The organism is Burkholderia sp. Z1, from assembly GCF_014893795.1.
In the GTDB taxonomy this organism is placed as follows: domain Bacteria; phylum Pseudomonadota; class Gammaproteobacteria; order Burkholderiales; family Burkholderiaceae; genus Burkholderia; species Burkholderia theae.
On sequence record NZ_JACFYL010000001.1, the window covers coordinates 2,015,477 to 2,035,720 of the forward strand.

22 protein-coding genes and 1 pseudogene are annotated in these 20,244 nt (G+C 63.9%); 10 read left to right on the plus strand and 13 right to left on the minus strand.

The features are described from left to right. Positions 1–34: 34 nt before the first annotated feature. From H3H55_RS09290 to H3H55_RS09310, 5 genes are all read right to left on the minus strand, one after another. Positions 35–757, minus strand: coding sequence for a hypothetical protein (locus H3H55_RS09290; protein WP_193098408.1), 723 nt, complete (start codon positions 755–757; stop codon positions 35–37). A gap of 38 nt (positions 758–795) precedes the next feature. Then, complete coding sequence (locus H3H55_RS09295; protein ID WP_048243174.1) at positions 796–1,200, minus strand: ester cyclase; 405 nt, start codon at positions 1,198–1,200, stop codon at positions 796–798. 149 nt (positions 1,201–1,349) lie between these two features. Then, a complete protein-coding gene (locus H3H55_RS09300) occupies positions 1,350–2,111 on the minus strand; it encodes an SDR family oxidoreductase (protein WP_193098409.1) in 762 nt (253 codons plus the stop codon). Between the two features lie 83 nt (positions 2,112–2,194). After that, a complete protein-coding gene (locus tag H3H55_RS09305; protein ID WP_226799993.1) occupies positions 2,195–2,992 on the minus strand; it encodes an alpha/beta hydrolase in 798 nt (265 codons plus the stop codon). A 142-nt stretch (positions 2,993–3,134) separates the two neighbouring features. Beyond that, positions 3,135–4,139, minus strand: a complete 1,005-nt coding sequence (locus H3H55_RS09310; protein ID WP_193098411.1) for a LysR substrate-binding domain-containing protein — start codon at positions 4,137–4,139, stop codon at positions 3,135–3,137. A gap of 258 nt (positions 4,140–4,397) precedes the next feature. Here H3H55_RS09310 and H3H55_RS09315 point away from each other — a divergent pair, with 258 nt between their 5' ends. After that, the gene (locus H3H55_RS09315) at positions 4,398–5,054 is read left to right on the plus strand and encodes a glutathione S-transferase family protein (protein ID WP_193098412.1); all 657 of its coding nucleotides are present in this window, start codon (positions 4,398–4,400) and stop codon (positions 5,052–5,054) included. Positions 5,055–5,090: 36 nt separating this feature from the next. Here H3H55_RS09315 and H3H55_RS09320 read toward each other — a convergent pair whose 3' ends face one another. Together H3H55_RS09320 and H3H55_RS09325 are read right to left on the minus strand one after the other, a co-directional pair. Then, complete coding sequence (locus tag H3H55_RS09320) at positions 5,091–5,966, minus strand: lipid A biosynthesis lauroyl acyltransferase (protein WP_193098413.1); 876 nt, start codon at positions 5,964–5,966, stop codon at positions 5,091–5,093. Then, positions 5,963–6,606 (minus strand): annotated as a pseudogene (locus H3H55_RS09325) (class I SAM-dependent methyltransferase); the annotation flags it as partial. The pseudogene H3H55_RS09325 and the gene H3H55_RS09320, both read right to left, overlap by 4 nt. Between H3H55_RS09325 and H3H55_RS09330 the strand changes: the two are divergent. Then, positions 6,583–6,867 (plus strand): ATP-binding protein, encoded by a 285-nt coding sequence (locus H3H55_RS09330; RefSeq protein ID WP_226799995.1) that lies wholly within the window; start codon positions 6,583–6,585, stop codon positions 6,865–6,867. The pseudogene H3H55_RS09325 and the gene H3H55_RS09330 sit on opposite strands and share 24 nt — an antisense overlap. 37 nt (positions 6,868–6,904) lie before the next feature. On the opposite strand, the gene H3H55_RS09335 is transcribed toward H3H55_RS09330, so the two are convergent. Next, complete coding sequence (locus tag H3H55_RS09335; RefSeq protein ID WP_129514619.1) at positions 6,905–7,474, minus strand: TetR/AcrR family transcriptional regulator; 570 nt, start codon at positions 7,472–7,474, stop codon at positions 6,905–6,907. Positions 7,475–7,739: 265 nt separating this feature from the next. On the opposite strand from H3H55_RS09335, the gene H3H55_RS09340 reads away from it, so the two are divergent. Genes H3H55_RS09340 through H3H55_RS09350 form a run of 3 tightly spaced genes read left to right on the plus strand, consistent with a single transcriptional unit; the run spans position 7,740 to position 10,781 of the window. Continuing rightward, positions 7,740–8,483, plus strand: coding sequence for an SDR family oxidoreductase (locus tag H3H55_RS09340; protein WP_048243164.1), 744 nt, complete (start codon positions 7,740–7,742; stop codon positions 8,481–8,483). Between the two features lie 40 nt (positions 8,484–8,523). Continuing rightward, positions 8,524–9,120, plus strand: a complete 597-nt coding sequence (locus H3H55_RS09345; protein ID WP_193098414.1) for a 2-hydroxychromene-2-carboxylate isomerase — start codon at positions 8,524–8,526, stop codon at positions 9,118–9,120. Positions 9,121–9,146: 26 nt separating this feature from the next. After that, entirely contained in the window at positions 9,147–10,781 is a 1,635-nt protein-coding gene (locus H3H55_RS09350) for an AMP-binding protein (RefSeq protein WP_193098415.1), read from the plus strand. Positions 10,782–10,838: 57 nt separating this feature from the next. On the opposite strand, the gene H3H55_RS09355 is transcribed toward H3H55_RS09350, so the two are convergent. Beyond that, positions 10,839–11,126, minus strand: a complete 288-nt coding sequence (locus tag H3H55_RS09355; protein WP_193098416.1) for a DUF4148 domain-containing protein — start codon at positions 11,124–11,126, stop codon at positions 10,839–10,841. A 293-nt stretch (positions 11,127–11,419) separates the two neighbouring features. On the opposite strand from H3H55_RS09355, the gene H3H55_RS09360 reads away from it, so the two are divergent. After that, positions 11,420–12,139, plus strand: a complete 720-nt coding sequence (locus tag H3H55_RS09360; protein WP_193098417.1) for a gamma-glutamylcyclotransferase — start codon at positions 11,420–11,422, stop codon at positions 12,137–12,139. 18 nt (positions 12,140–12,157) lie between these two features. On the opposite strand, the gene H3H55_RS09365 is transcribed toward H3H55_RS09360, so the two are convergent. Both H3H55_RS09365 and H3H55_RS09370 read right to left on the minus strand, forming a co-directional pair. Beyond that, on the minus strand, positions 12,158–13,069 hold the full coding sequence (locus H3H55_RS09365; protein ID WP_048243160.1) for a LysR family transcriptional regulator: 912 nt from the start codon (positions 13,067–13,069) through the stop codon (positions 12,158–12,160). A gap of 86 nt (positions 13,070–13,155) precedes the next feature. Further along, entirely contained in the window at positions 13,156–13,608 is a 453-nt protein-coding gene (locus H3H55_RS09370) for a MaoC family dehydratase (RefSeq protein ID WP_193098418.1), read from the minus strand. A gap of 421 nt (positions 13,609–14,029) precedes the next feature. Between H3H55_RS09370 and H3H55_RS09375 the strand changes: the two genes are divergently transcribed. After that, positions 14,030–14,650 (plus strand): GNAT family N-acetyltransferase, encoded by a 621-nt coding sequence (locus H3H55_RS09375; RefSeq protein ID WP_193098419.1) that lies wholly within the window; start codon positions 14,030–14,032, stop codon positions 14,648–14,650. Here the strand turns inward: H3H55_RS09375 and H3H55_RS09380 are convergent. After that, positions 14,617–15,435 (minus strand): response regulator transcription factor, encoded by an 819-nt coding sequence (locus H3H55_RS09380; protein ID WP_193098420.1) that lies wholly within the window; start codon positions 15,433–15,435, stop codon positions 14,617–14,619. The two genes, H3H55_RS09375 and H3H55_RS09380, sit on opposite strands and share 34 nt — an antisense overlap. Positions 15,436–15,613: 178 nt before the next feature. On the opposite strand from H3H55_RS09380, the gene H3H55_RS09385 reads away from it, so the two are divergent. The 3 genes from H3H55_RS09385 (at position 15,614) to H3H55_RS09395 (ending at position 18,398) form a co-directional block, all read left to right on the plus strand. Further along, positions 15,614–16,459 (plus strand): carbon-nitrogen hydrolase family protein, encoded by an 846-nt coding sequence (locus H3H55_RS09385; protein WP_193098421.1) that lies wholly within the window; start codon positions 15,614–15,616, stop codon positions 16,457–16,459. A 129-nt stretch (positions 16,460–16,588) separates the two neighbouring features. Continuing rightward, on the plus strand, positions 16,589–17,929 hold the full coding sequence (locus H3H55_RS09390; RefSeq protein WP_129514630.1) for an APC family permease: 1,341 nt from the start codon (positions 16,589–16,591) through the stop codon (positions 17,927–17,929). A gap of 286 nt (positions 17,930–18,215) precedes the next feature. Continuing rightward, entirely contained in the window at positions 18,216–18,398 is a 183-nt protein-coding gene (locus H3H55_RS09395) for a hypothetical protein (RefSeq protein WP_129514631.1), read from the plus strand. A 207-nt stretch (positions 18,399–18,605) separates the two neighbouring features. Here the strand turns inward: H3H55_RS09395 and H3H55_RS09400 are convergent, their stop codons facing one another. Then, positions 18,606–20,096: an ISNCY family transposase gene (locus H3H55_RS09400; protein WP_193098422.1), complete on the minus strand. Its 1,491-nt coding sequence runs from the start codon at positions 20,094–20,096 to the stop codon at positions 18,606–18,608. Positions 20,097–20,244: the final 148 nt, after the last annotated feature.

The window sequence follows — 20,244 nt, forward strand, 5'->3', positions numbered from 1 at the left end:
AAAATCTCCGGCGAAAGTGCAGGGCGTCACGCGCCTATTCGGTGTGGAAATCGATGCTGCGGAAATCGATCGACACCAGCAGCGGTTCGTCGATCCTTTGCATCGTGTCGTCGTACGCAAACACCCGGCGCGACATCGGCACCATCACGCCGCGGACATTGCGGTAGCCGGACGCGTAGTTCGCGCCGCGCGCACCGCCCATCACGTCCACCGTGTAGTCGTGGCGGCGCAGCAATCCGTCCTCGCCGAAGTAGGACACCTGCTCGCGACTGTGGCTCGCTATCGTTTCCGGGAACGTGACCTTCAAGCGCCGCCAGGTTTCGTCGTTCTCGTGCCAGTCGGGCAGTTCTTCCGTCCGGAAACCCGGGCGGGCGTAGAGAAACGGAATGGTCAGGTAGGTCCAGAGCGCGTAACCGGTGAAGTACAGCGCATGCAGGCGATCCCAACGGGTTGGCTGGGTATGGCCTTGATACGCGTCGCGCGGCGTGCGCCGTTCTTCGCGTGCCGCGCCGTTCATCGCACCGATACCGACGACGTCCGGCTCGAACGTGCCGCGCCAGCCACCGGCCCTCGACGTAATGGCGACGTGCTGGCGCCGCAGGTCGGCCGCCAGCTCGATACCCTGGAACAGGTCGGGCTGGCCTTTCAGATGCCAGACGGCGCCCCCGATATCGAGTTCCGCCGAAACCGTGCGGAACCTGTCCCAGTTGTCGATCCCGCCATGCGCGTGGATGGCCTGTTCGAGCAGCGTACTCATTGCGTCCTCCGTGGGTTGAGCGGCGTGTCGCGAGCGCGTTAGCGCTCGTCGCCGAACGTGTCGCCGAACATCGGATGGCCGCCGGCGGATTCGCTGCGCGCCGCTTCGTTCTGCAGCACGTCCCAATGCTCGACCAGCTTGCCGTTCTCGATCCGCAGGATATCCATCGCGATCAGCGCGGTGGGCGTGGCCGAGTTGCTGTAGCGGCTGTGCACCCACACGAAATCGCCGTTGGCGGCCACCATGTCGTACTCGAAACGCAGGTCGGGCATCGAGTCGACGAGGCCGAACAGGCCGTCGCGGCCGGCCGGCACGTGCTGGCTGTGCTGGATGTACGCGTCGGACCAGAACTGCGCGGCCTTGTCGTAATCCTTCTTGTTGAACAACGTGTCAAGCGCGTCGAGAACGAACGCGATATTCTTTTCTTCCAGTGCCTTTGACATGATTCGGACTCCGTATATTCAAGGTGTCGTTTCGTTCGTTCCGGTTGGCTTTCGCCCGGGCTCGAGGGTCCGGAACGACACCGCAGGGTGAATGGAAAAGCGTCTTCAGTACGTCTTTCTGCGCCGCGAAGACGGGGCGCTTGCTGCTGTCATGCGACGGGAATCGGGTTGTCCGCGATGAACTGGTTGAACTGCTCGACGAACGCGTGTTCGTTCGGCCCCGCGTTGTCGCGCAACGGCTTGCCTGCCTCGACGACCACCTCCGTCGTCGCGGTTTCGAGCAGCTTCAACGTCTCGGCAACGAACGCGTCGACCGGCATCGCGCGCGGGTCGCCGCTCTTGTGCACGAGATCGGTGTCGACCCACGGCGGCGCGATCTCGAGCACGCGCACGCTGGTGTCGCGCAGCGCGAAACGCTGCGACAGCGTGTACGAATGGATCGCGGCCTTTGTCGCCGAGTAGAGGGCCGTAGCCGCAAGCGGCACATACGCGAGCACCGAGCTGTTGTTGATGATCGTCGCGTCGGGCTGCTGCTTCAGGTGCTCGACGAACGCCGCGCTCACGCGCACGGGGCCGAGCAGGTTCGTCGTGACGAGCTGCACCGCCTGTTCATCGTCGAGCGGCCCGCCGGCATCGTCGAACGGCATGATGCCTGCGTTGTTGATCACGACGTTCAGCGCCGGATAGCGCTCGATCAGTTGCGCGGCGACCGTGCGGATCTGCGCCGCGTCGCCGATATCGAGCTCGACCGTGTCGATGCCGGGGTTCTGCTGTGCGATTTCATCGAGCAACGCCTTGCGCCGGCCCGCGACGATGACCTTGTTGCCGCGCCGGTGGAGGGCTTCCGCCAGCGCACGGCCGATCCCCGACGTGCCGCCGGTGATGAAGAGGGTGTTTCCGCTGAGTTTCATGATGCGTGCTCCTGGGTGGGTGAAGATCGATCAAGGGACTTCGAATTCGCTGTACACAAGGCCGTCGTGAAAGCGATGGCCGGTCAACTGCCCGCAAGCTGGCGCTGCAGGAAACCGCTGGCCGCGAGCAGCGTCGGCGCGTGCGTCGCGATGCCGGCGCGCGTCGTGCCGGCAAAACGCGCGCATTCCGTAGGGACGCCCGCGGCGATCAACGACGCGGCGTAATGTTCGGCTTCGATATGCAGCGGGTCATGCTCGACCGTGGCGATGAACGTGGCCGGTAGATGGGCCAAGCGGCACGATTCGAGCGGTGCGGCATACGGATGAACGCGCTGCGACAGCGTCGGCAGATACGCGCGGTAGCTGGCCGCCAGCGTGTCGATCGCGGGTGCCGCGTGCATCGCGTCCCGGCCGATGCGCGTCATGCTCGGGTCGAGCAGCGGGGCGAGCAGCACCTGCGCACGGATGCCCGCGTCGCCGCGGTCGCGCGCAATCGCGGCAAGGCCGGTGGCGATATTCGCGCCGGCGTCGTGGCCGGCGACGGCCATCTGCCGCTTGTCCGCGCGCATCGCCCTGGCTTCCGCGCGCACCCATTGCAACGCACGATGCGCGTCTTCCACCGCATTCGGAAACGGGAAGGCCGGGGCGAGCGAGTAGCCGACGGAGAGGACCCATGCACGCGCCTGCAACGCGAGCGTCTCGCAGACGGCATTCGTGTCGTCGAGCGAGCCGGCGGTAAACAGACCGCCGTGGAAATAGAGGACGATCGAGAGCGGGTGCCGGTGCGTCGACGGCCGGAAGCTGCGCACGTCGATCGGCTGGCTGTAGCCGGCGATACGCGCTTCTTCGACCAGCAAACCTGAAAGGGAAACGGTAGACATACCAGTCAACGCGGCTGCGTTCTCATGTGCTTGAACAATGAACGCATTCTGGTTGTTACCGCGGAACGGATAAATCTCGTGTTTGCCGCAACAGTGTTCTCTCCGCGAGAACAATGCGGCAGCCTTTGCCGGCGGGGCCTGGTTACGCTATCGGCTCTTCCTCGTCACCGTCCGGGTCGAGCGCGTCGCCATCCTGCGCGTCGAGGCTGACCGGGCCGCAGCGCGCATCCGTCTCCGGCGTGCTCGACAACCGCGGGTCGTTGCGGAACAGCTCGGCGATCCAGTCGACGAACGCGCGCACGGTGGCGGAGAGGTGGCGATTGTGCGGATAGACCGCGGAAATCGGCAGCGGCAGGGGTTTCCATTGCGACAGGATCTCGACCAGCGCGCCCGATTCGAGGTGCGGCAGCGCGAGGAAACGGGCGCCCTGGACGATGCCGAGGCCCTTCAGCGCACCGCTCAGATAGGCCTCGGCGTCGTTCACGGCAATGGCGCCGCGCATCCTCACCTCGACCGCCTTGCCGTCGACGTCGAACGTGAGCGGCATGATCCGCCCCGTGCGCCCCCAGTAGTAGTTCACGGTGCGGTGATCGGCGAGTTCTTCGAGTGTCTGCGGGGTGCCGGATTGTTCGAGATAGCCGGGGCTCGCGACGGTCACGCCCTGATAGACGCCGACGCGCCGTGCCACGAGCGACGAATCCTGCAGCGTGCCGATCCGCACCACGCAGTCGATGCCTTCCTGGACCAGGTCCAGCGGCTTGTCGCCGAGGCCGAGCATCAGGTCGATGTCCGGATAGCGCGCATGAAAATCGCTCAGCGCGGGCATGACGATGACGCGCCCGAGCGCGCCCGGCATGTCCACGCGCAGCCTGCCGCGCGGCGAGCGTTCCTTGCCGAGAAACGAATTCTCGATGTCGTCGAGATCCGCGAGCACGCGCACGCATCGCTCGTAATAGGCCGCGCCGTCCGCCGTGAGGTTCAGGCTGCGCGTGGTGCGCTGCAGCAGCCGGGCTTTCAGGTGCGCTTCGAGGCTCTGGACGATCACGGTCACGCGCCCCCGTGTCAGGTCCATCGTCTCGGCCGCACGCGTGAAGCTTTTCGTTTCCACGACGCGGGCGAACACTCTCATGGCCAACACGATATCCATGGCGCGGACCTTCCAGAACGACGCGTTGAAAATTCATGAAGCCGCCGTCGCGTTCGATACGCGCGGGAGGCCGCAACCCGGGCCGTTACGCCCAGCGCGCAGTCTAAACCGCGGCAGGAAAGGCCGCTACACGCCACGGCGGCTACGTGATTGCCCGACCGATCGGCAGCCGCTGCGCGCGTGCCGGTTGAGCGTGAATGAATTGACTTAAACTGGATTTCGCCAAGTCGTTCAACCGATGTCCGTGGAGCGTGCGCGATGAAACTGGTGGGTCCATGGTTGTCCGGGTACACGCGCCGTGTCGGCGTGACCTTGAATCTGCTGAACATTCCGTTCGAGCATCTGCCTTATCACGCTTACCAGCAACCGGAGCGCGTCGCGGCATTCAGCCCGATGAAGCGGGTCCCCGCGCTGCAACTGGACGACGGGCAGGTGCTCATCGACAGCGGCGCGATCGTCGATTATCTCGACAGCCTCGTCCCGGCCGAGCAACGCCTGATGCCTGCCGGCGGCCCGGAGCGGATGCGCGCGATGCAGCTCGTCAGCTATGCGGCGGCTTGTTACGACAAGCTGGCGCGCTATTGCGACGAACTGATGCTGCGCCCCGAGTCTCACCGGCTGCCACATCTGCAGGCCGGCTACCTGGAGCAGATGCAGGCCGGGTTCGGCGTGCTGAATGCAGCGCATGCTGCACCGTGGTTGCTCGGCGCACGCATTTCGCAAGCCGACATCATGACGGTCATCGCGTTTCAGAGTGCTGCGGTCGTCATGCCGCACGCGGTCAACGACGATGCCTTCCCGCAACTGGCGCGTCTCGCACAGTGTGCGATGCAGTCGGTTGCGTTTTCGTCGACGGTTCCCGACCTGAGCGACCTGCAGGCGTCCGGGCTGGTCGGCACGAACGGCGGCGCATAACGGCCGCGGCCACCGGCCGTGCCGCTCATGGAGCCGTCAATAAACGCCTGGCTCGCCCGCCGGACGATGCTTGAAGCGTCGGTGCACCCAGTAGTACTGCTCGGGAAATCGCAGGATCTGCGTTTCGAGAAACGAGTTCATCGTGCGCGCGTCGAACGTGTCGCTATCGGTCGGATAACTGCCGAGCGGCTCGAAGATGGTCAGCTTGTAGCCGCGGAAGTCCGGCAGCACTTCGGTCACGAACGGCACGACCCGCGCGCCGCTCAGCTTCGCCAGCCGCGATACCGACGTCAGCGTGCAGGCCTGCACGCCGAACAGCGGCGCGAACACCGAACCCGTCGTGCCGTGATCCATGTCCGCGGCGAGCATCACCGGGGTGCCCGCGCGCAGCAGCCTGACGAGGTGTTTCGCACTCGCGCTGCGTTCGATCATCTCGGCCCCGAAGCGCCCGCGCTGACGTTTGGCGAGATCGCACATGCGACGGTTCGACATGCGCGTGTAGAGCGCCGCCACGGGCAGCGACGACGAATAGAGCATGCAGCCCACCTCGATGCCGACGAAGTGAAAACCCATGAAGATCGTCGGCGGCGCATCCGGATCGTGGAGATCGATGTGGCTGTCCAGTTCGACCAGCCGATTGATCGACCGCGCGCTGCCGAACCACTGGAAGCCGCGCTCCAGGTAGCTCCGCACGACATGTTCGAAATGGGCACGTGCGAGCACGTCGCGTTCCGCGTCGGTCTTCAGCGGGAAGCAGAGTTGCAGGTTCACGTGCACCACGTGTTTGCGTCGGCTCGGTATGCGGTAAAGCGCGGCGCCGATGCCGCTGCCGGTTCGCGCGACCAGCCCGTACGGAAGAATGGCCAGGAGCCGTAGCAGGCCGAGCATCAGCCAGTACCCGAGAGCGTTCATGATGATGGACTTCCGTCTGTTGACTGCCCGGCGCCGCTCGAGTCGAGTGATGGTGTACGGGAGAATCGGGTTGTGTCGAGGCTGGTTGAAGAAGTGGCTTGCGCGACTACCTCTGACAGAGGCCGCGTGCCAGGCCGCTGGTGGCCGGCCGCATCGAACCGACGTTCGAAGCGATACACGAAGGCGGGCGGGAAGTTCATCCACGCGATGCCGACTCGGACTGCGCGAATGCGCATGGCCTCCAGATAACGCGCCGGGATCGGACAGCGCGGCACATACGTGATTGGTAGAACGCACCACCGGCAGCCAGGTGGCGCGCGAAGGCGCAGTGAACGATCGCGACGGCCTGTTCGACCGGCATCGCGACGAGTGGCAATCCGCTCACAATAACATGGGCGCGCTCCCCGCCGAAGAAATCCCCCGTCATGCCGAGCTGGGCCGCATCCATCTGCATGATCCGCAACGCGGGAAACTGATGCCGCAGCGCGTTCGCGAAAGCCGGATCGGCTTCCACCAGCACCAGCCTGTCGCTCGCGACGCCGCGTGCGAGCAGTGCGCGCGTGAACACGCCGGTGCCCGCACCGAGTTCGATCACGGATGCGCCGCCGCGCGGAATATGCGCGGTAATCAGTGCGGCGATGCGGATGGCGCACAGGTCAGGCTGCGTATCGCGGACGACGGGCCGGGCGTGCCGGTCGACGAGCGTGCGCGGATCTTCGAACGCTTCTACCGGGTGCCCGGTACGGTGCAGCCGGGCAGCGGCATCGGACTGTCGCTGGTCGCGCGGATCGCCGAGTCTCACGGCGGGTCGGTCGAGGTCGCGGACGGTATCGACGGGCGCGGACTCGCGGTGATCCTGTCGTTTCCGATCTGGCTGGAGCCGGCGCGCTGGCAGCGCTAGCGCTAGCGCGAGCGCCGGCGAGAGGTGAAGACCCGGCTCAGCGCAGCGAATCGATCGCCAGCGCCTTGCCAAGAAAGCGCCGGCTGGCGGCAAGAATCTCCTTGCGCGTGCGCTCCGACTCCACCGAGCGTGCGAGCACCAATGCGCCGACGCACTGGGCAATCAGTGCCCATGCCGCATCGGCATCACCCGTGCGGCCGCTCCAGCTCTTTTGCGTGCGCTTGAGTGCCTGCTCCACGACTTCCCGAACCTCCGGTTCCGCGCGTGCGATCTCCGGCCCGAGGGTCGGCAACACGCAGCCGTCCTCCGGGTGCAACGCATGAACCGAACTCAGGTAGTTTCGCAAACAGCGTGCGACATGGTCGGCCGGCGACGCATCGTCTCCGGCCAGCATCTCCGCGCTCTTCTCGACCTCTTCGCTGACGAGCGCTTCAAACAGCGCCTGCTTCGAAGGGAAGTGCGTATAGAAGGCACCGCCGGTGAGCCCGATCGACGCCATCAACGCATCGATGCCCGTTGTCGCAAAACCGCCGCGCTTCGCGATCGCTCGGCTCTGGGCGATCAGCTTCTGGCGGGTTTCTTCCTTGTGGGTACTTGAGTAGCGCATGGTCGCCGGGATCCATCGTTGGCAAAAAATTCAAATTCAGAATAGCCGTCCGTTGCCGGCCATTCAAGCCTGGACTCGCAGCGATCACGAACGCCAAGGTTGACGCGGAAAAGGGCCGATCGATGTTAGCACGCCCGCCTGGCGCCGCCGGAGGCCGTCAACCGCCTTTCCGCGAAATCCGGACAGTACTAGGGTAATCAATGACTAGGCAGATCGGGACCTGTGCCCTATAAGTAAACGATCGTTAATCAATGAAGGAGGAGAGATGGCCAATGAGATCGTGAAGGGTCGACCGGCAGCGCTCGTCATCGGCGCCGGCGATGCGACCGGCGGCGCCATCGCGCGACGCTTCGCGCGCGAAGGGCTGGTGGCCTGCGTGGTGCGTCGCCAAGCGGACAAGCTCGAACCGTTGATCCGGCAAATCGAGGCCGAGGGCGGGGCGGCGGTCGGTTTCGGGGCCGATGCGCGCAAGGAGGAAGACGTGATCGATGTGGTGTCGCGGATCGAACAGGAGATCGGCCCGATCGAGGCGATGGTCTTCAACATCGGTGCGAACGTACCGTGCAGCATCCTCGAGGAAACCGCGCGCAAGTACTACAAGATCTGGGAAATGGCCTGCTTCAGCGGCTTCCTGTTCGGCCGGGAAGTGGCGAAGCGCATGGTCGGGCGAGAGCGGGGAACCATCATCTTCACCGGCGCGACCGCCGCCATTCGCGGGTCCGCCAATTTCGCCGCGTTTGCCGGCGCCAAGCATGCACTGCGCGCACTGGCCCAGAGCATGGCGCGCGAACTGGGAAAGAAGAACATCCATGTCGCGCACGTCGTGGTGGACGGCGCGATCGACACCGAATTCATTCGCGAGAATTTCCCGGAGCGGTACGCGACGAAGGCGGAAGACGGCATCCTCAATCCGGATCACATCGCCGACAACTACTGGCATCTGCATACCCAACCTCGCGATGCGTGGACGCACGAGCTGGATCTGCGGCCGTGGCGCGAGACGTGGTGAGTCATCCGTCTCGACGGCCCGCAATCCAAAAGGAATCTCCATGAGCAAACGCATCGACTTCTACTTCGACTTCGGCAGCCCGACGGCCTACCTCGCGTGGACCCAGCTTCCCGGCATCGCCGCCGACCATCAGGCGGAACTCGTCTTCAAGCCGGTCCTGCTGGGCGGCATCCACAAGGCGACGAACAATGCGTCGCCGGCAACGATCCCCGCCAAGTCCGCGTGGATGCGCAAGGATCTCGAACGGTTCGCGCGCAAGTACGGCGTGCGCTTCGCATACAACCCGTATTTCCCCATCAACACGCTGGTCCTGATGCGCGGCGCCACCGGCACGCAGATGCGCGACGAGGCGTTGTTCCAGCGATATGTCGACGCGATGTTCCGGGCGATGTGGGAAACGCCGCAGAACCTCGGTGACATGGAGACGTTGCAAAAGGTCTTGCGAGACGCCGATCTCGATCCTCGGCTGCTCTACGAGATCACCCAGGATCAGTCGGTCAAGGACAAGCTGAAGGCGGATACCGAGGCGGCGGTTGCCAGAGGGCTCTTCGGCGCGCCAACGATGTTCGTCGGCGAGCACATGTTCTTCGGGCAGGACCGGCTCGACTTCGTGCGCGACGCACTCGCAGCCGATTGAACGAACCCAGTCAGGGGGCAGGCAGCATGAAGAGAATCTGGCAGCGGCAGTACCAGGAAGGTGTTCCCGCGGACATCGACATCGAAGGCTATCGGTCGGCGGTCGATTTCCTCACGCGGGCCGCCGACGCGCGCCCCGACGAGACGGCAATGGTATGTCTGGGCTCGACACTGAGTTATCGGGAGCTGGATACGCTCAGTCGCGCGTTCGCCGGCTACCTGTTGGACGTCGAAGGGCTGCATGCCGGCGACCGTGTCGCGATCATGCTGCCGAACCTGCTTCATTATCCCGTCGTGGTGTTCGGCGCGCTGCGGGCGGGCCTCACGCTCGTGAACCTGAATCCGTTCTATACGGCGCGCGAGGTGCTGTTCAATCTGCAGGATAGCGGCGCAAGCCTGCTCGTCGTGACGGAATCGGCGCTGGACGTGGTGCCGGCCGACGTCGACGGGCGGCCCTGCCGGGTCGTCGTCGCGGCGGCCGACGAAATGCCGTCGTTTGCGCAGTGGGCGCGGCAAGGGGTCACGACCGCTGCGCTTCCGGCGCAAGGGGAGCGGTGCCGGTTCAAGGACGCGCTCCTGAAAGGCCGCACCGTCGCCTATCGCGATCCGGTCGTGACACCGGACATGAATGCCTTCTTGCAGTACACGGGCGGCACGACGGGAAAAAACAAGGCGGCCATTCTGTCGCACCGGAACATCATCGCGAACACCCGGATCATGTGCGACTGGTTCGGCGCCGATTTCACGCGCGGTGACGAGTGTCTCGTGACCGTCCTGCCGATCTATCACATCATGGGGCTGGCCGTCGGCTGCTTCTTTTCGGTGGCGATGACATGCAAGAACGTGCTGATCCCGAACCCGCGCGATCTCGAACATTTCGCGGACGCGTTCCGCGCTCATCGCTTTACGTTTCTGCTTGGCGTCAACACGTTGTTCAATGCGCTGCTCGAACACGAGCCGTTTCGTGCGCTGGATTTCAGTTGCCTCCGGCAAACGATCGGCGCCGGCGCGCAGGTGGAGGCGAGCGTCGCGAGAAGGTGGCTCGAACTGACCGGCTGCCATCTTCTCAGTGCCTACGGGTTGACCGAGGCCTCGCCCAGCGTCTGTGCCACGCCGCCTCATGCATTCGCGCGCCGGGATAGCGTCGGCGTGCCGTTTCCGTCGACCGACATCAAGCTGCTGGACGAACAGGGGGACGAGACGCCGCTTGGTACACCGGGCGAAATCACGGTAAAAGGCCCGCAGGTCATGAGCGGCTACTGGAACCGGCCCGAGGAAACCCGCGATACCTTTACCGCCGACGGTTATCTTCGAACCGGCGATATCGGCATGCTCGACAAGGACGGATTCCTGTCGATCGTCGATCGCAAGAAGGACGTCGTGCTGGTGTCCGGATTCAACGTCTACCCGAACGAGATCGAGGCCGTCATCAGCCTGCACGACGCAGTTGTCGAGTGCGCGTGTATCGGCATTCCGGACGAAAGGACGGGTGAAGCGCTCAAGGTGTTCGTGGTGTCGCGGCGGCGCGAACTCACCGCAGACGTTCTGCAGCGATTCGCCCGCGAGCACCTGACCGCGTACAAGGTGCCTCGACAGTTCGAATTTATCGACGCGTTGCCGAAGTCACCGGTCGGGAAAGTGCTCCGTCGCGCGTTGAGGTAAGCGCAATGGGCGTAGCGGCTGGTGCACGGGAAGCCGGTTCCCGTGCACCGCGACACTTCATTTGCGCGTGACGTTCAGCGGCGAATGCGCTTCCGCCTGGAACATGACCTGCTTGCTGCCGGATTCGGTCTGCGCGTCACGTTCATGCTGGCGTGCAACCTTCGCTTCGGCGGCCTGAAGGCTTTCCGCGTAGTAGTAGTCCATCGGGTTGTAACCGGCGTGCTCGAGCTCGACGAGTTCGGCGCGAACCTGCGCGCGCGTCAGCGGCTGGGCTTCCTGCGCGAAAACGACTGCCGGCGCGGCGAGTGCGGATACAACGACGAGTGTGCGAATCAGCGATTTCATGATGACCACCTCCGGAATATTGGGCGAAGCGACCTGTGTTTCAGTCGTTGAGCGGAGCTTAGGATCGAACGACGTTGCGATAAATGGCCGCCACTCCAATTCAACGTTCCAGTTGGAACAAAAATGCCGGAGCGATCGTGCTGCCCGACGAAAAGGGCTTTTGATCGCGTGTCGCCCACATCGCGTTCGCTTTTTCATTCGCGACAAAAGCGCATTGTTCGCGCTCGGCTTCCCCGCACCGGCAGCGCAATCTACAGTCGTTTCATCACCACGACGCGCAATCGCATCCGGCCATGTCCGACGATCGACGCACCACCGACTCCGACTACGAGATGACGCGCGAGCGTCTGGCGCGAGGCACGCTGCTGCACGCGCTGCGCGCGGATCCGCCGGCCGGCATGACGGTGCGAAGCGATGCGGAACTCGAACGCACGTTGCGGGCCACGCTCGAGCGCCACCCATCCGGGCGCGATCTCCACGTATTCGCATACGGTTCGCTGATGTGGAATCCGGCGCTCGATATGGCCGGCTCGTCGGTTGCGCGCGTCGACGGCTGGCACCGCGCGTTCTGCCTGCGCCTCATCATTGCGCGCGGCACGCCCCAGCAGCCGGGCGCGATGCTCGCGCTCGACCGCGGCGGCAGGTGCGACGGCGTGCTGTACCGGATCGACGCGGCCAAAGTCGAAGCCGAATTGCGTTTGCTGTGGCGGCGTGAAATGCTCGCCGATTCATACCAGCCGCGCTGGATCACGGCGAAGGTCGACGGCCGGGCGATCCGCGCGCTGACGTTCGTCGTCAACCGGTCGCACGACCGTTACCTCGGCGGATACGCGCCCGACCGTGTCGCACACCTGATCCGTACCGGCCACGGCCCGCTCGGCACGTCGCGCGACTACTTCGATTCGACCGTGCAGGCGTTGGCGCGCCTTGGCCTCCATGACGCCGGCATCGAACGGCTCGTGCGCGAAATACGTGGTGCGGACGACGCGGAAGCCGAATCCGCGAACGGCTAACCCTCCGCGTTTGCGGCGTCAGCGGCGCCTGAGGTGTTCGTCGCGCTCGAACAGCGCGATGACCCAGTCGATGAACACCCGCACTTTCGCGCTCAGGTAGCGGTTGGGCGCATAGATCACGTAGACCGGATTCGCATGGGGCGTCCAGTCTTCGAGGATCGGCACGAGCGTGCCGGCGGCGATGGCAGCGCGGACCGAATAGGACGGCGCCTGGATGATGCCGAGGTTCGCATGGCCCGCGGCCAGGTAGGCATTCGTATCGTTCACGACGAGCCGATGATTCAATGCGAGATCGTTTCTTTTGCCGTCTTCCGAGAACTGAAATGGCAGCGAACGGCCGCCGCGGGAAGGAATCATGCCGAGCGTCGGAAAATCGCGCAGTGCATCCGGCGATGCAGGCGTGCCGTGCGTGTCGAGAAACGCAGGCGTCGCGCAGGTCGTGAAGCCGAAGCTGCCGATCTGCCGTGCGACCAGCGACTGCTCGTCGACTTCGCCCGCGCGTATCGCGCAGTCGATCCCTTCGGCGATCAGGTCGGTACGCTTGTTGCCGATATCGAGTTCGATCTCGACGTCGGGGTAGGCGTCATAGAATGCCGCGAGCGCGGGCACGAGAACGAGCGTGCCGATCGCCGCGGCCGTATCCACGCGAATCTTGCCGGACGGCTTCGCACGCGCATGGGTCGTCGACGATTCGATTTCCGCGAGATCGGCGAGCAGCCGCACGACGCGCTCGTAGTAGATCGCCCCTTCGGGCGTGACCGTCACCGATCGCGTGGTGCGATGCAGCAGGCGCACCTGCAGGTCTTCCTCGAGTTTCTGGATCAACCGCGTCAGCGTCGCATTCGGCATGTCGAGCGTATCGGCCGCTTTCGTGAAGGTTCCGGCCTCCACGACGCGGACGAAGGCATTCATCGCAGCGATGCGGTCCATGTGCGCGACTCCGGTCGAGAGTGGAGTCGCCATTAAACCGCAATCCGGCTACGCGCCGCTAGTTGAGCGGTGCAGGGCAGGGCGCGTCACGCGGCGCGACGCTCGACCATCAGCCTGGCGGTCAGAATCTGCACGACTTCGCCGCGCTGATTGACCGTCCTGGTTCGCAGTGTCAGCACGCCGTACTGCGGGCGCGACCGGGACGGCGTCAGCTCTACGACTTCGCTCTCGACGCGCAGCACGTCGCCGGCGCGCGTCGGCCGTTTCCATTCGACGTCGGCGCCGGCGCCGAGTATTCCGTTCGCCAGCTTCGGCCCGCTCACAACGAGCAGCCGCATCGTGATCGCCGCGGTATGCCAGCCGCTGGCGGCCAGGCCGCCGAACATCGTGCCGCGCGCGGCTTCGTCATCGAGATGGAACGGCTGCGGATCGAATTCCGCGGCGAAGCGCTTGATGTCGGCCTCGGTGACCTCGACCGAGTCGCCGACGAAGGTGTCGCCGACCGAGAAATCGTCGAAGTAGAAAAGCGGCTGTTCCATGGACATATCCGATGCGCTGGAGGGAAGATCCCGGCAGCGTCGCTGATGCGTTGTCGTCCGGGCTTGATACCACTGTATGAAACGTTCCGACGCGGCGAAAGAGGGTGGCGATGAATGCGGCATTCCGGATCGGTCAATAATCGGCGCGGCGGGATGCGGGTGCCGCAAGCGGCGACGAATGGGGAGCAGGCCCCGCGTGACGGGGCCGCACGGTGCCGACGAGCGGTCGTGCTCACGCCACCTGCCGGCCGGCATTATTGATGCGATTGGAAAACCGCTTTGATCCGGTACACCTGGGGGAGAGGCGGGCGTATCGCTAGACTGAGTGCATGATGAAGCGCCAGCCGAAAGCGGTTTGCTTTCCGTGCCGAAAGGAATCCCGACACACGGCGGGCAGCGCGCCAACCCTGCGGAGGCATGGATGGATACGATCGAGATCGAACAAGCCCCGTCCCGCGACGCAATGCCGGACGCACCGGCCCTCAGCATCCGGCACCTCTGGAATGCGCGGGACAAAACGCCGGTACTCCTGCGCGCGATCGAGCACCGCGATCTCGATATCGAACGCGACCTGGTCGACCGGCTGTCGAGCCAGAGCCGCTATATGCGGCTGATGTCGGCGCGCAAGCCGACCGAGGACGAGATGGTTCGATGGACCCGCATCGATCGCCGGCGGGAAGGCGCGGTGATCGCGACGATCCGGCCCGGCGGCCGCGAGCGGTTGATCGGCGTCGCGCGTTACGCGATGAACGACGGAGAATCCGATGTCGTCGAGTGCGCGATCGTGATCGACGATGCGTGGCAACGGCAAGGACTCGGCCGTGCGCTGCTGTCGAGCCTGATCGATCTGGCGAGACGGTCGGGCATGAAGCGCATGGTCGGCTCGACGTTGAGCGAGAACGATGCGATGACCGGCCTCGCGCGATCGCTCGGATTCACGCTGTCTCGCGAGCCGGGGGCCGCGTTCGTGACGAATCTGCGGCTCGATCTGGACGCGAGTCACGCATGTCACGCGGGCTCGCCCGTTCTACCCGGGTCGTAGAACATCGCAAACAGTTCGGACTGCGAGCCGACGCCCAGCTTCGCGTAGATGTGTTTTTTGTGCGCGCGCACAGTCTCGAACGAGATCGACAGTTTCTCCCCGATCGCGCGCGACGAGTAGCCACTCAAGGACAGCATCGCCACTTCGATTTCGCGCGTCGTCAACGCGCCGCGCCCGTTCTTTCCGGTCAGCATGCCGAAGCGCGCATGCAGGTCGGGCGCTTCGCCTTCGGTGGTACCCGGCGCTTCTTTCACCGCGAACTTCTCGAAGCGCATGCGCTGCTGCATCAACGACAGCACCCACGGCGAGTACAGCGTGAGCAATGCCATCTCGCGTTCGTCGTACTTGCTCGTTTTGCCGAGCGAAAAACCCAGCGTGTGATCGCGGTCGATCACGACGTTGAAATGCACTTCGTCGCCGACGATGTTTTTCTTGAAGTAGCGCTGGTAGTACTCGGTCATCCGGAAGTTGTCCGGCGCGACGTCGGCCAGCGTGTAGAAGCCCGACGCCTGCGTTTCGAACGCGGCGAGATAGAACGGATCGAGCTGATAGAGCGCGGCCAGATAGTCCTGGAACATCAGGTCGATCTTGCCGTCGGGCATCGCCTGTTCGGCGAGCACGAGCGGCGCGCCATCGCGTGCGAAACGCAGCGCGACCCAGTTGTCGAAACCGAGATGCCGCTCGAGCACGCGCGTGAGGCGCGCCCAGAAATGCGGGCCATCGAGGGCGTCGATGGCCGAACCAATCTCCCGATGAAAAGCGAGATCTCGCCATTCGAAGTCCATCGTGTCCTCCGGTGAGGGTAACCCTGGCGGGGAATTTCAGGTCAAAAATAATACCCCGATAATCGGCCTCACTTCGAAAGGCAGCGGGTCATGCGCTGGTTCGCTTGCCGAAGCGTCGTACGGGACGTGCCAACGCCTGCGACACATCGTTGAAAGGTTAATGGAGGGAGACGACTTCATGCAGGTAGCACTTGCGCAACTCGCGCTGATCGACGGCGACGTCGCGCATAACACGCGCAAGGTGATCGAGACGATCGAGCGCGTCGACGTGGCAGGCGGCACGAAGCTGATCGTGTTCCCCGAAACGACGCTGTCGGGGTTCCCGACCCGGGAAAACGTCGCCGATATCGCGCAGACGCTCGACGGTCTCGCGTTGTCGGCGGTACGCGACGCGGCACGGCAGAAGGGCGTCGCCGTCGCGGTCGGCGTCGCGGAACGCGACGGCGGACAGTTCTACAACACCACGGTGCTCGTCGACGAGCAGGGCGACATCGTGCTGCGGTATCGCAAGACGCATCTGTGGGCCTCGGATGTCGGCGTCTTCACGCCGGGAGACCGCTTCGCGACCTGCATCTGGAACGGCCTGACGGTGGGCCTGCTGATCTGCTACGACATCGAATTCCCCGAGACGGCGCGCGCCGTCGGTGCGCTCGACGCCGATCTGCTGATCGTCACCAACGGCAACATGGACCCGTTCGGCCCCGTGCATCGCCGCGCGATCGCGGCACGCGCGATGGAGAACCAGATGTTCGCGCTGATGGTGAACCGCTGCGGTTCCGGCGACGACAACCTGACGTTCGCCGGCCTGTCCGCGCTCGTCGATCCGTTCGGCGACACCACCGTCGAGCTGGGCCGGGACGAGGCGGTCGTGCAGGCGAACCTCGATCTGACGCGTCTCGAAGCGAGCCGCGAACACTACAGCTATCTGCACGACGCACGCGTGGCGCTCGGTCTCGCGCCTGTCGAACAGTCGAACGGGCATCGCGCGCTCATGATCGACGCGCGCCGTCACCGCACCGAGTAATCCGGTTTCACTGTCCCTCCATGGCATCGCGCGGGCGCCACGCGCCGCGCATGCCCGCCCATTCCATTGAAATGCCGGCCGGGTGGCACCAAGGCATTCGTATCGGCCCCCGCAGGCCCAGGAGATAACATGCAAGCGTCGTCATCCCATGAACCCGTGCGCCTGAAGCGCACGCTCGGACTGCCGTCCGTGCTGCTGTTCGGCCTCGCCTATATGGCTCCGCTGATCGTCTACGGCACCTACGGCGTGCTCGCCAAGGCCAGCGACGATACGGCGGCGCTGGCGTATCTGCTCGCACTGATCGCGATCGCGTTCACCGCGCTCAGCTACGGCAAGCTCGCGCGGCTCTATCCCGCCGCAGGCTCCGCCTATACGTACACGCGCAAGACCTTCAACCCGCATGTAGGTTTCATGATCGGGTGGGCGACGCTGCTCGACTATTTCTTCCTGCCGATGGTGATCTGGTTGATCGGCGCCGCGTATCTGAACGCGGCATTTCCGCATGTGCCGACCTGGATCTGGATCGTTGCATTCATCGTGTTGACGAGCGGCCTGAACATCGTCGGCATCGAACTGGCCGCGCGCTTCAATATCGTGCTGATGGTCGTGCAACTGGCGATCGTCGCGATGTTCGTCGTGCTGTGCTGGCACTACGCGTCGGCGGCGGCAGGCGCGGGCGGTATCGCGATGGCCGAGCCGTTCTTCAAGCCGCACGTGCCGTTCGGCGCGACGATGGCCGGTGCCGCGATCGCCGCGTATTCGTATCTCGGTTTCGATGCCGTCTCGACGCTGACCGAAGAGACGATCGATCCGAAAAAGAACATGCCGCGCGCGATCCTGCTGATTGCGCTGATCGGTGGCGCGATCTTCGTGATCGCGGCGTACACGATGCAGCTCGCACACCCCGGCGTCGAGTTCAAGGATACGGATTCGGCCGCGTTCGAAGTCGCGAAGATGATCGGCGGCGATCTGTTCGTGACCGTGTTCCTCGCGGGCCTGATCCTCGCGCAGTTCGCGTCGGGCATCTCGGCTCAGGCGAGCGTCGGCCGGCTGCTCTATGCGATGGGTCGCGATGAAATCCTGCCGAAGCGCATCTTCGGTTTCATTCATCCGCGCTTCAAGACACCGGCGATCAACATCGCGCTTGCCGGCGTCGTCGGATTGATCGCGCTGAAGCTGGATGTCGCCACGTCGACTTCGTTCATCAATTTCGGCGCGTTCCTCGCCTTTACGGCCGTCAATCTGTGCGTGATTCGGCTGTACCTGTCGGGCAATCACGGCGACCGCAGGATCGGCGTGTTCGGCGGCATCGTGTTTCCGGTGATCGGCGCGGTGTCCGATATCTGGCTGCTCGTCAGCCTCGAGAAAACTGCGCTCGTGCTCGGCGTCGTGTGGTTCGCGCTCGGGCTGGTGTATCTGTGCTGGATTACGCGGCTGTTTCGTCAGGCGCCGCCTGAAGTGGCGATTTGATCGAGGCGAGGAGGGGGCATTCGGACTCGAAAGCTGACAGACATGGCTGCAGTCACTGTCAACGGGCCCGATCCATACTAGTGCGGCTGGACTTCGAATCCGGGTTGGGTGTGTCAGACACGCTCGAGTCGGTTCGAGTCCGGCTGCCTTCCGCCAGCCCGGGCTGCTTGAGCGCAGCCAATCCGGCAAAACCGGATTCCCGATTGTGAAATCGCACCTCCTCTGATAGTGTTTTTCGTCCGGCAGCGGCTCGCGCTGCCAATCACATAACGACAGCGAAAGACCTATGGCAACCAAGTTTGTGCATTTTGAAGACGTGAATGGCAATGCCGTCTACGTCAATCCCGAGCGCGTAACTTTCGTGCGCGAAGCCCAGTCGGACGAAACCCAGATCTTCTTCGGCGCCGAGCATGCGTTGAGAGTCAAGGGTGGCGCGGCCGATGTCGCCAGTCGGATTACCGACGAATAACACGCGGCTACCGATGGGCCCGATCACGGGTGCGAATCACTGCATTCCCGGGGCCCAAAACGCGACATTTTTATTTAGCGGAAACGCGACATCTGAACTTGGGACCTACACACATGTCATACCCGGATTCAGATGTCCACCTTCCAGCTATTTAAAAATGTCCGGTTTTAGGGTTGGTTTTGCTGCGTTTTTCCCTCGTTTTGAGCGTTACGCAGTGTCGAAGGTCGGCGCCTGAACGGGCAGGGCGCTCACGTTTGTTTCCCCAGCCTTTGCAGACCGACGGCCAGGTTTGTCTGATGGCTTTGCGGTCTGTTTACGTTGCGCCAGATCCACGATCACATGCTCGACGTCGGCCTGCGTGATCTTGCGTTGCTTCTTCTTGCCCACTTGGGGTTCGTTTCGGTCGGTCCGGGTCGAGTCGCCGCGATGTGTGCGTGACGGCGCTTTACCGATTCGACTGTTATCGCGTTGTGCCTGAAGGGCTTGCGCAACCAGCAGCACATGACTCAAGCGCTTGTGCTCGACGATGGCACCCTGATCGATTTCAGCCAAACGGTCGTACTGCCTGCAGCGCAACACGCGATCGTCAGACCGGATTTCGATCCGCCCATCCGGGTACTCCCACACCTCGATCTGTCGGTCGATCAGCTTCCGGTTCTCCGGCGTGTCCTCCAACAAGTACATCACCCGGTCGTACTGCACCGTGAGCGACTTCGTCACTTTCCGCGGCTCGCGCCACGTCAACACCAGATCCAAGCTCTCGTCGGGCCGCAGCGGCCGGTGCGCGTTGAAGTCGCTCTTCGGCGGTTTCGCGAAGCGCGCGTTGTAGACGGCCATGAAGGAGGGCGCGTAAGCGTTAGCGTCGGCCACCGTGTTGATTTCGCGCAATCGCATCTCCTTGACCAATCGGTCCTGCAACGTCAGATGTGCGCGCTCGACTCGTCCCTTGGCTGAACTGCTGTTCGCGCAGAACGTGTCGATGTTCAACTCGTACATCGCGCGGCCGAACGGTGTCACGCGGTTACCGGTCTTGCCTGGCTTCACGTTGCGGAACACGCTGGCCTTGTCGCTGTAGAACGCCCCAGGTTTGCCGTGCCGTTCGATGTACGCGCGCGTCGCTTCGAAGTAGCTGAAGGTCGATTCGGTTTGCGTGAAGTGCAGCATCATCAATCGGCTCGTCGCGTCGTCGACGTACACCAACAGCGTGCAGGCCGGCGCCCGTTCCTCGAACCACCGATGGTCGCTGCCATCGATCTGGATCAATTCACCCAGGCAGGCCCGGCGCGCTCGCGGCTGATAAACCTTCGGCGGACGCTGCCGACGCGGAATCCAGAGCCCAGCCTCCGTCATCAGCGTCCTGACCGTTTCCTTGGCCAGCCGGATACCGTGGCATTCCCACAGCTTCTCGCAGGCCAGTGTCGGTCCGAAATCGGCGTAGCGATCTCGGATGATCGACAGCGCCCGGTCGGCGTCTCCTGGGTCCAGACGGCGGTTGCCGGGCTTCGCGCGGTGTCCCGACACCAAACCCGCCGGACCGTGCTCACGCAGCCGGGCGACCAGTCGGCGAATCTGTCGTGTCGTCAATTCCAGCCGTTCCGCTGCACGCCATGGCTTGAGCTTGCCGTCCGCCACGTCTTGAATGACCTTGAACCTGTCCAGCTCGCGCATCGTCATCGTGATCCGCTCCGTTGCAGCCATCGCAGCCTCCGGCGCCGGACACCCGGCGGCCGGACAGCTTACGTGGCACGAAAGCGGACATTTCTATGTAGCCAAAAGCGGACATTTCAATCTAGCCACTACAACACAAACTATCGATAATGTTGATTATGTCAAATACGATATTCAC

Coding starts and splice junctions, on each gene's coding strand:
- H3H55_RS09290 (WP_193098408.1), bottom strand. CDS start 757: ATGAGTACGCTGCTCGAACAGGCCATCCACGCGCATGGCGGGATCGAC.
- H3H55_RS09295 (WP_048243174.1), bottom strand. CDS start 1,200: ATGTCAAAGGCACTGGAAGAAAAGAATATCGCGTTCGTTCTCGACGCG.
- H3H55_RS09300 (WP_193098409.1), bottom strand. CDS start 2,111: ATGAAACTCAGCGGAAACACCCTCTTCATCACCGGCGGCACGTCGGGG.
- H3H55_RS09305 (WP_226799993.1), bottom strand. CDS start 2,992: ATGTCTACCGTTTCCCTTTCAGGTTTGCTGGTCGAAGAAGCGCGTATC.
- H3H55_RS09310 (WP_193098411.1), bottom strand. CDS start 4,139: ATGGATATCGTGTTGGCCATGAGAGTGTTCGCCCGCGTCGTGGAAACG.
- H3H55_RS09315 (WP_193098412.1), top strand. CDS start 4,398: ATGAAACTGGTGGGTCCATGGTTGTCCGGGTACACGCGCCGTGTCGGC.
- H3H55_RS09320 (WP_193098413.1), bottom strand. CDS start 5,966: ATGAACGCTCTCGGGTACTGGCTGATGCTCGGCCTGCTACGGCTCCTG.
- H3H55_RS09330 (WP_226799995.1), top strand. CDS start 6,583: ATGCGCGGTAATCAGTGCGGCGATGCGGATGGCGCACAGGTCAGGCTG.
- H3H55_RS09335 (WP_129514619.1), bottom strand. CDS start 7,474: ATGCGCTACTCAAGTACCCACAAGGAAGAAACCCGCCAGAAGCTGATC.
- H3H55_RS09340 (WP_048243164.1), top strand. CDS start 7,740: ATGGCCAATGAGATCGTGAAGGGTCGACCGGCAGCGCTCGTCATCGGC.
- H3H55_RS09345 (WP_193098414.1), top strand. CDS start 8,524: ATGAGCAAACGCATCGACTTCTACTTCGACTTCGGCAGCCCGACGGCC.
- H3H55_RS09350 (WP_193098415.1), top strand. CDS start 9,147: ATGAAGAGAATCTGGCAGCGGCAGTACCAGGAAGGTGTTCCCGCGGAC.
- H3H55_RS09355 (WP_193098416.1), bottom strand. CDS start 11,126: ATGAAATCGCTGATTCGCACACTCGTCGTTGTATCCGCACTCGCCGCG.
- H3H55_RS09360 (WP_193098417.1), top strand. CDS start 11,420: ATGTCCGACGATCGACGCACCACCGACTCCGACTACGAGATGACGCGC.
- H3H55_RS09365 (WP_048243160.1), bottom strand. CDS start 13,069: ATGGACCGCATCGCTGCGATGAATGCCTTCGTCCGCGTCGTGGAGGCC.
- H3H55_RS09370 (WP_193098418.1), bottom strand. CDS start 13,608: ATGGAACAGCCGCTTTTCTACTTCGACGATTTCTCGGTCGGCGACACC.
- H3H55_RS09375 (WP_193098419.1), top strand. CDS start 14,030: ATGGATACGATCGAGATCGAACAAGCCCCGTCCCGCGACGCAATGCCG.
- H3H55_RS09380 (WP_193098420.1), bottom strand. CDS start 15,435: ATGGACTTCGAATGGCGAGATCTCGCTTTTCATCGGGAGATTGGTTCG.
- H3H55_RS09385 (WP_193098421.1), top strand. CDS start 15,614: ATGCAGGTAGCACTTGCGCAACTCGCGCTGATCGACGGCGACGTCGCG.
- H3H55_RS09390 (WP_129514630.1), top strand. CDS start 16,589: ATGCAAGCGTCGTCATCCCATGAACCCGTGCGCCTGAAGCGCACGCTC.
- H3H55_RS09395 (WP_129514631.1), top strand. CDS start 18,216: ATGGCAACCAAGTTTGTGCATTTTGAAGACGTGAATGGCAATGCCGTC.
- H3H55_RS09400 (WP_193098422.1), bottom strand. CDS start 20,096: ATGGCTGCAACGGAGCGGATCACGATGACGATGCGCGAGCTGGACAGG.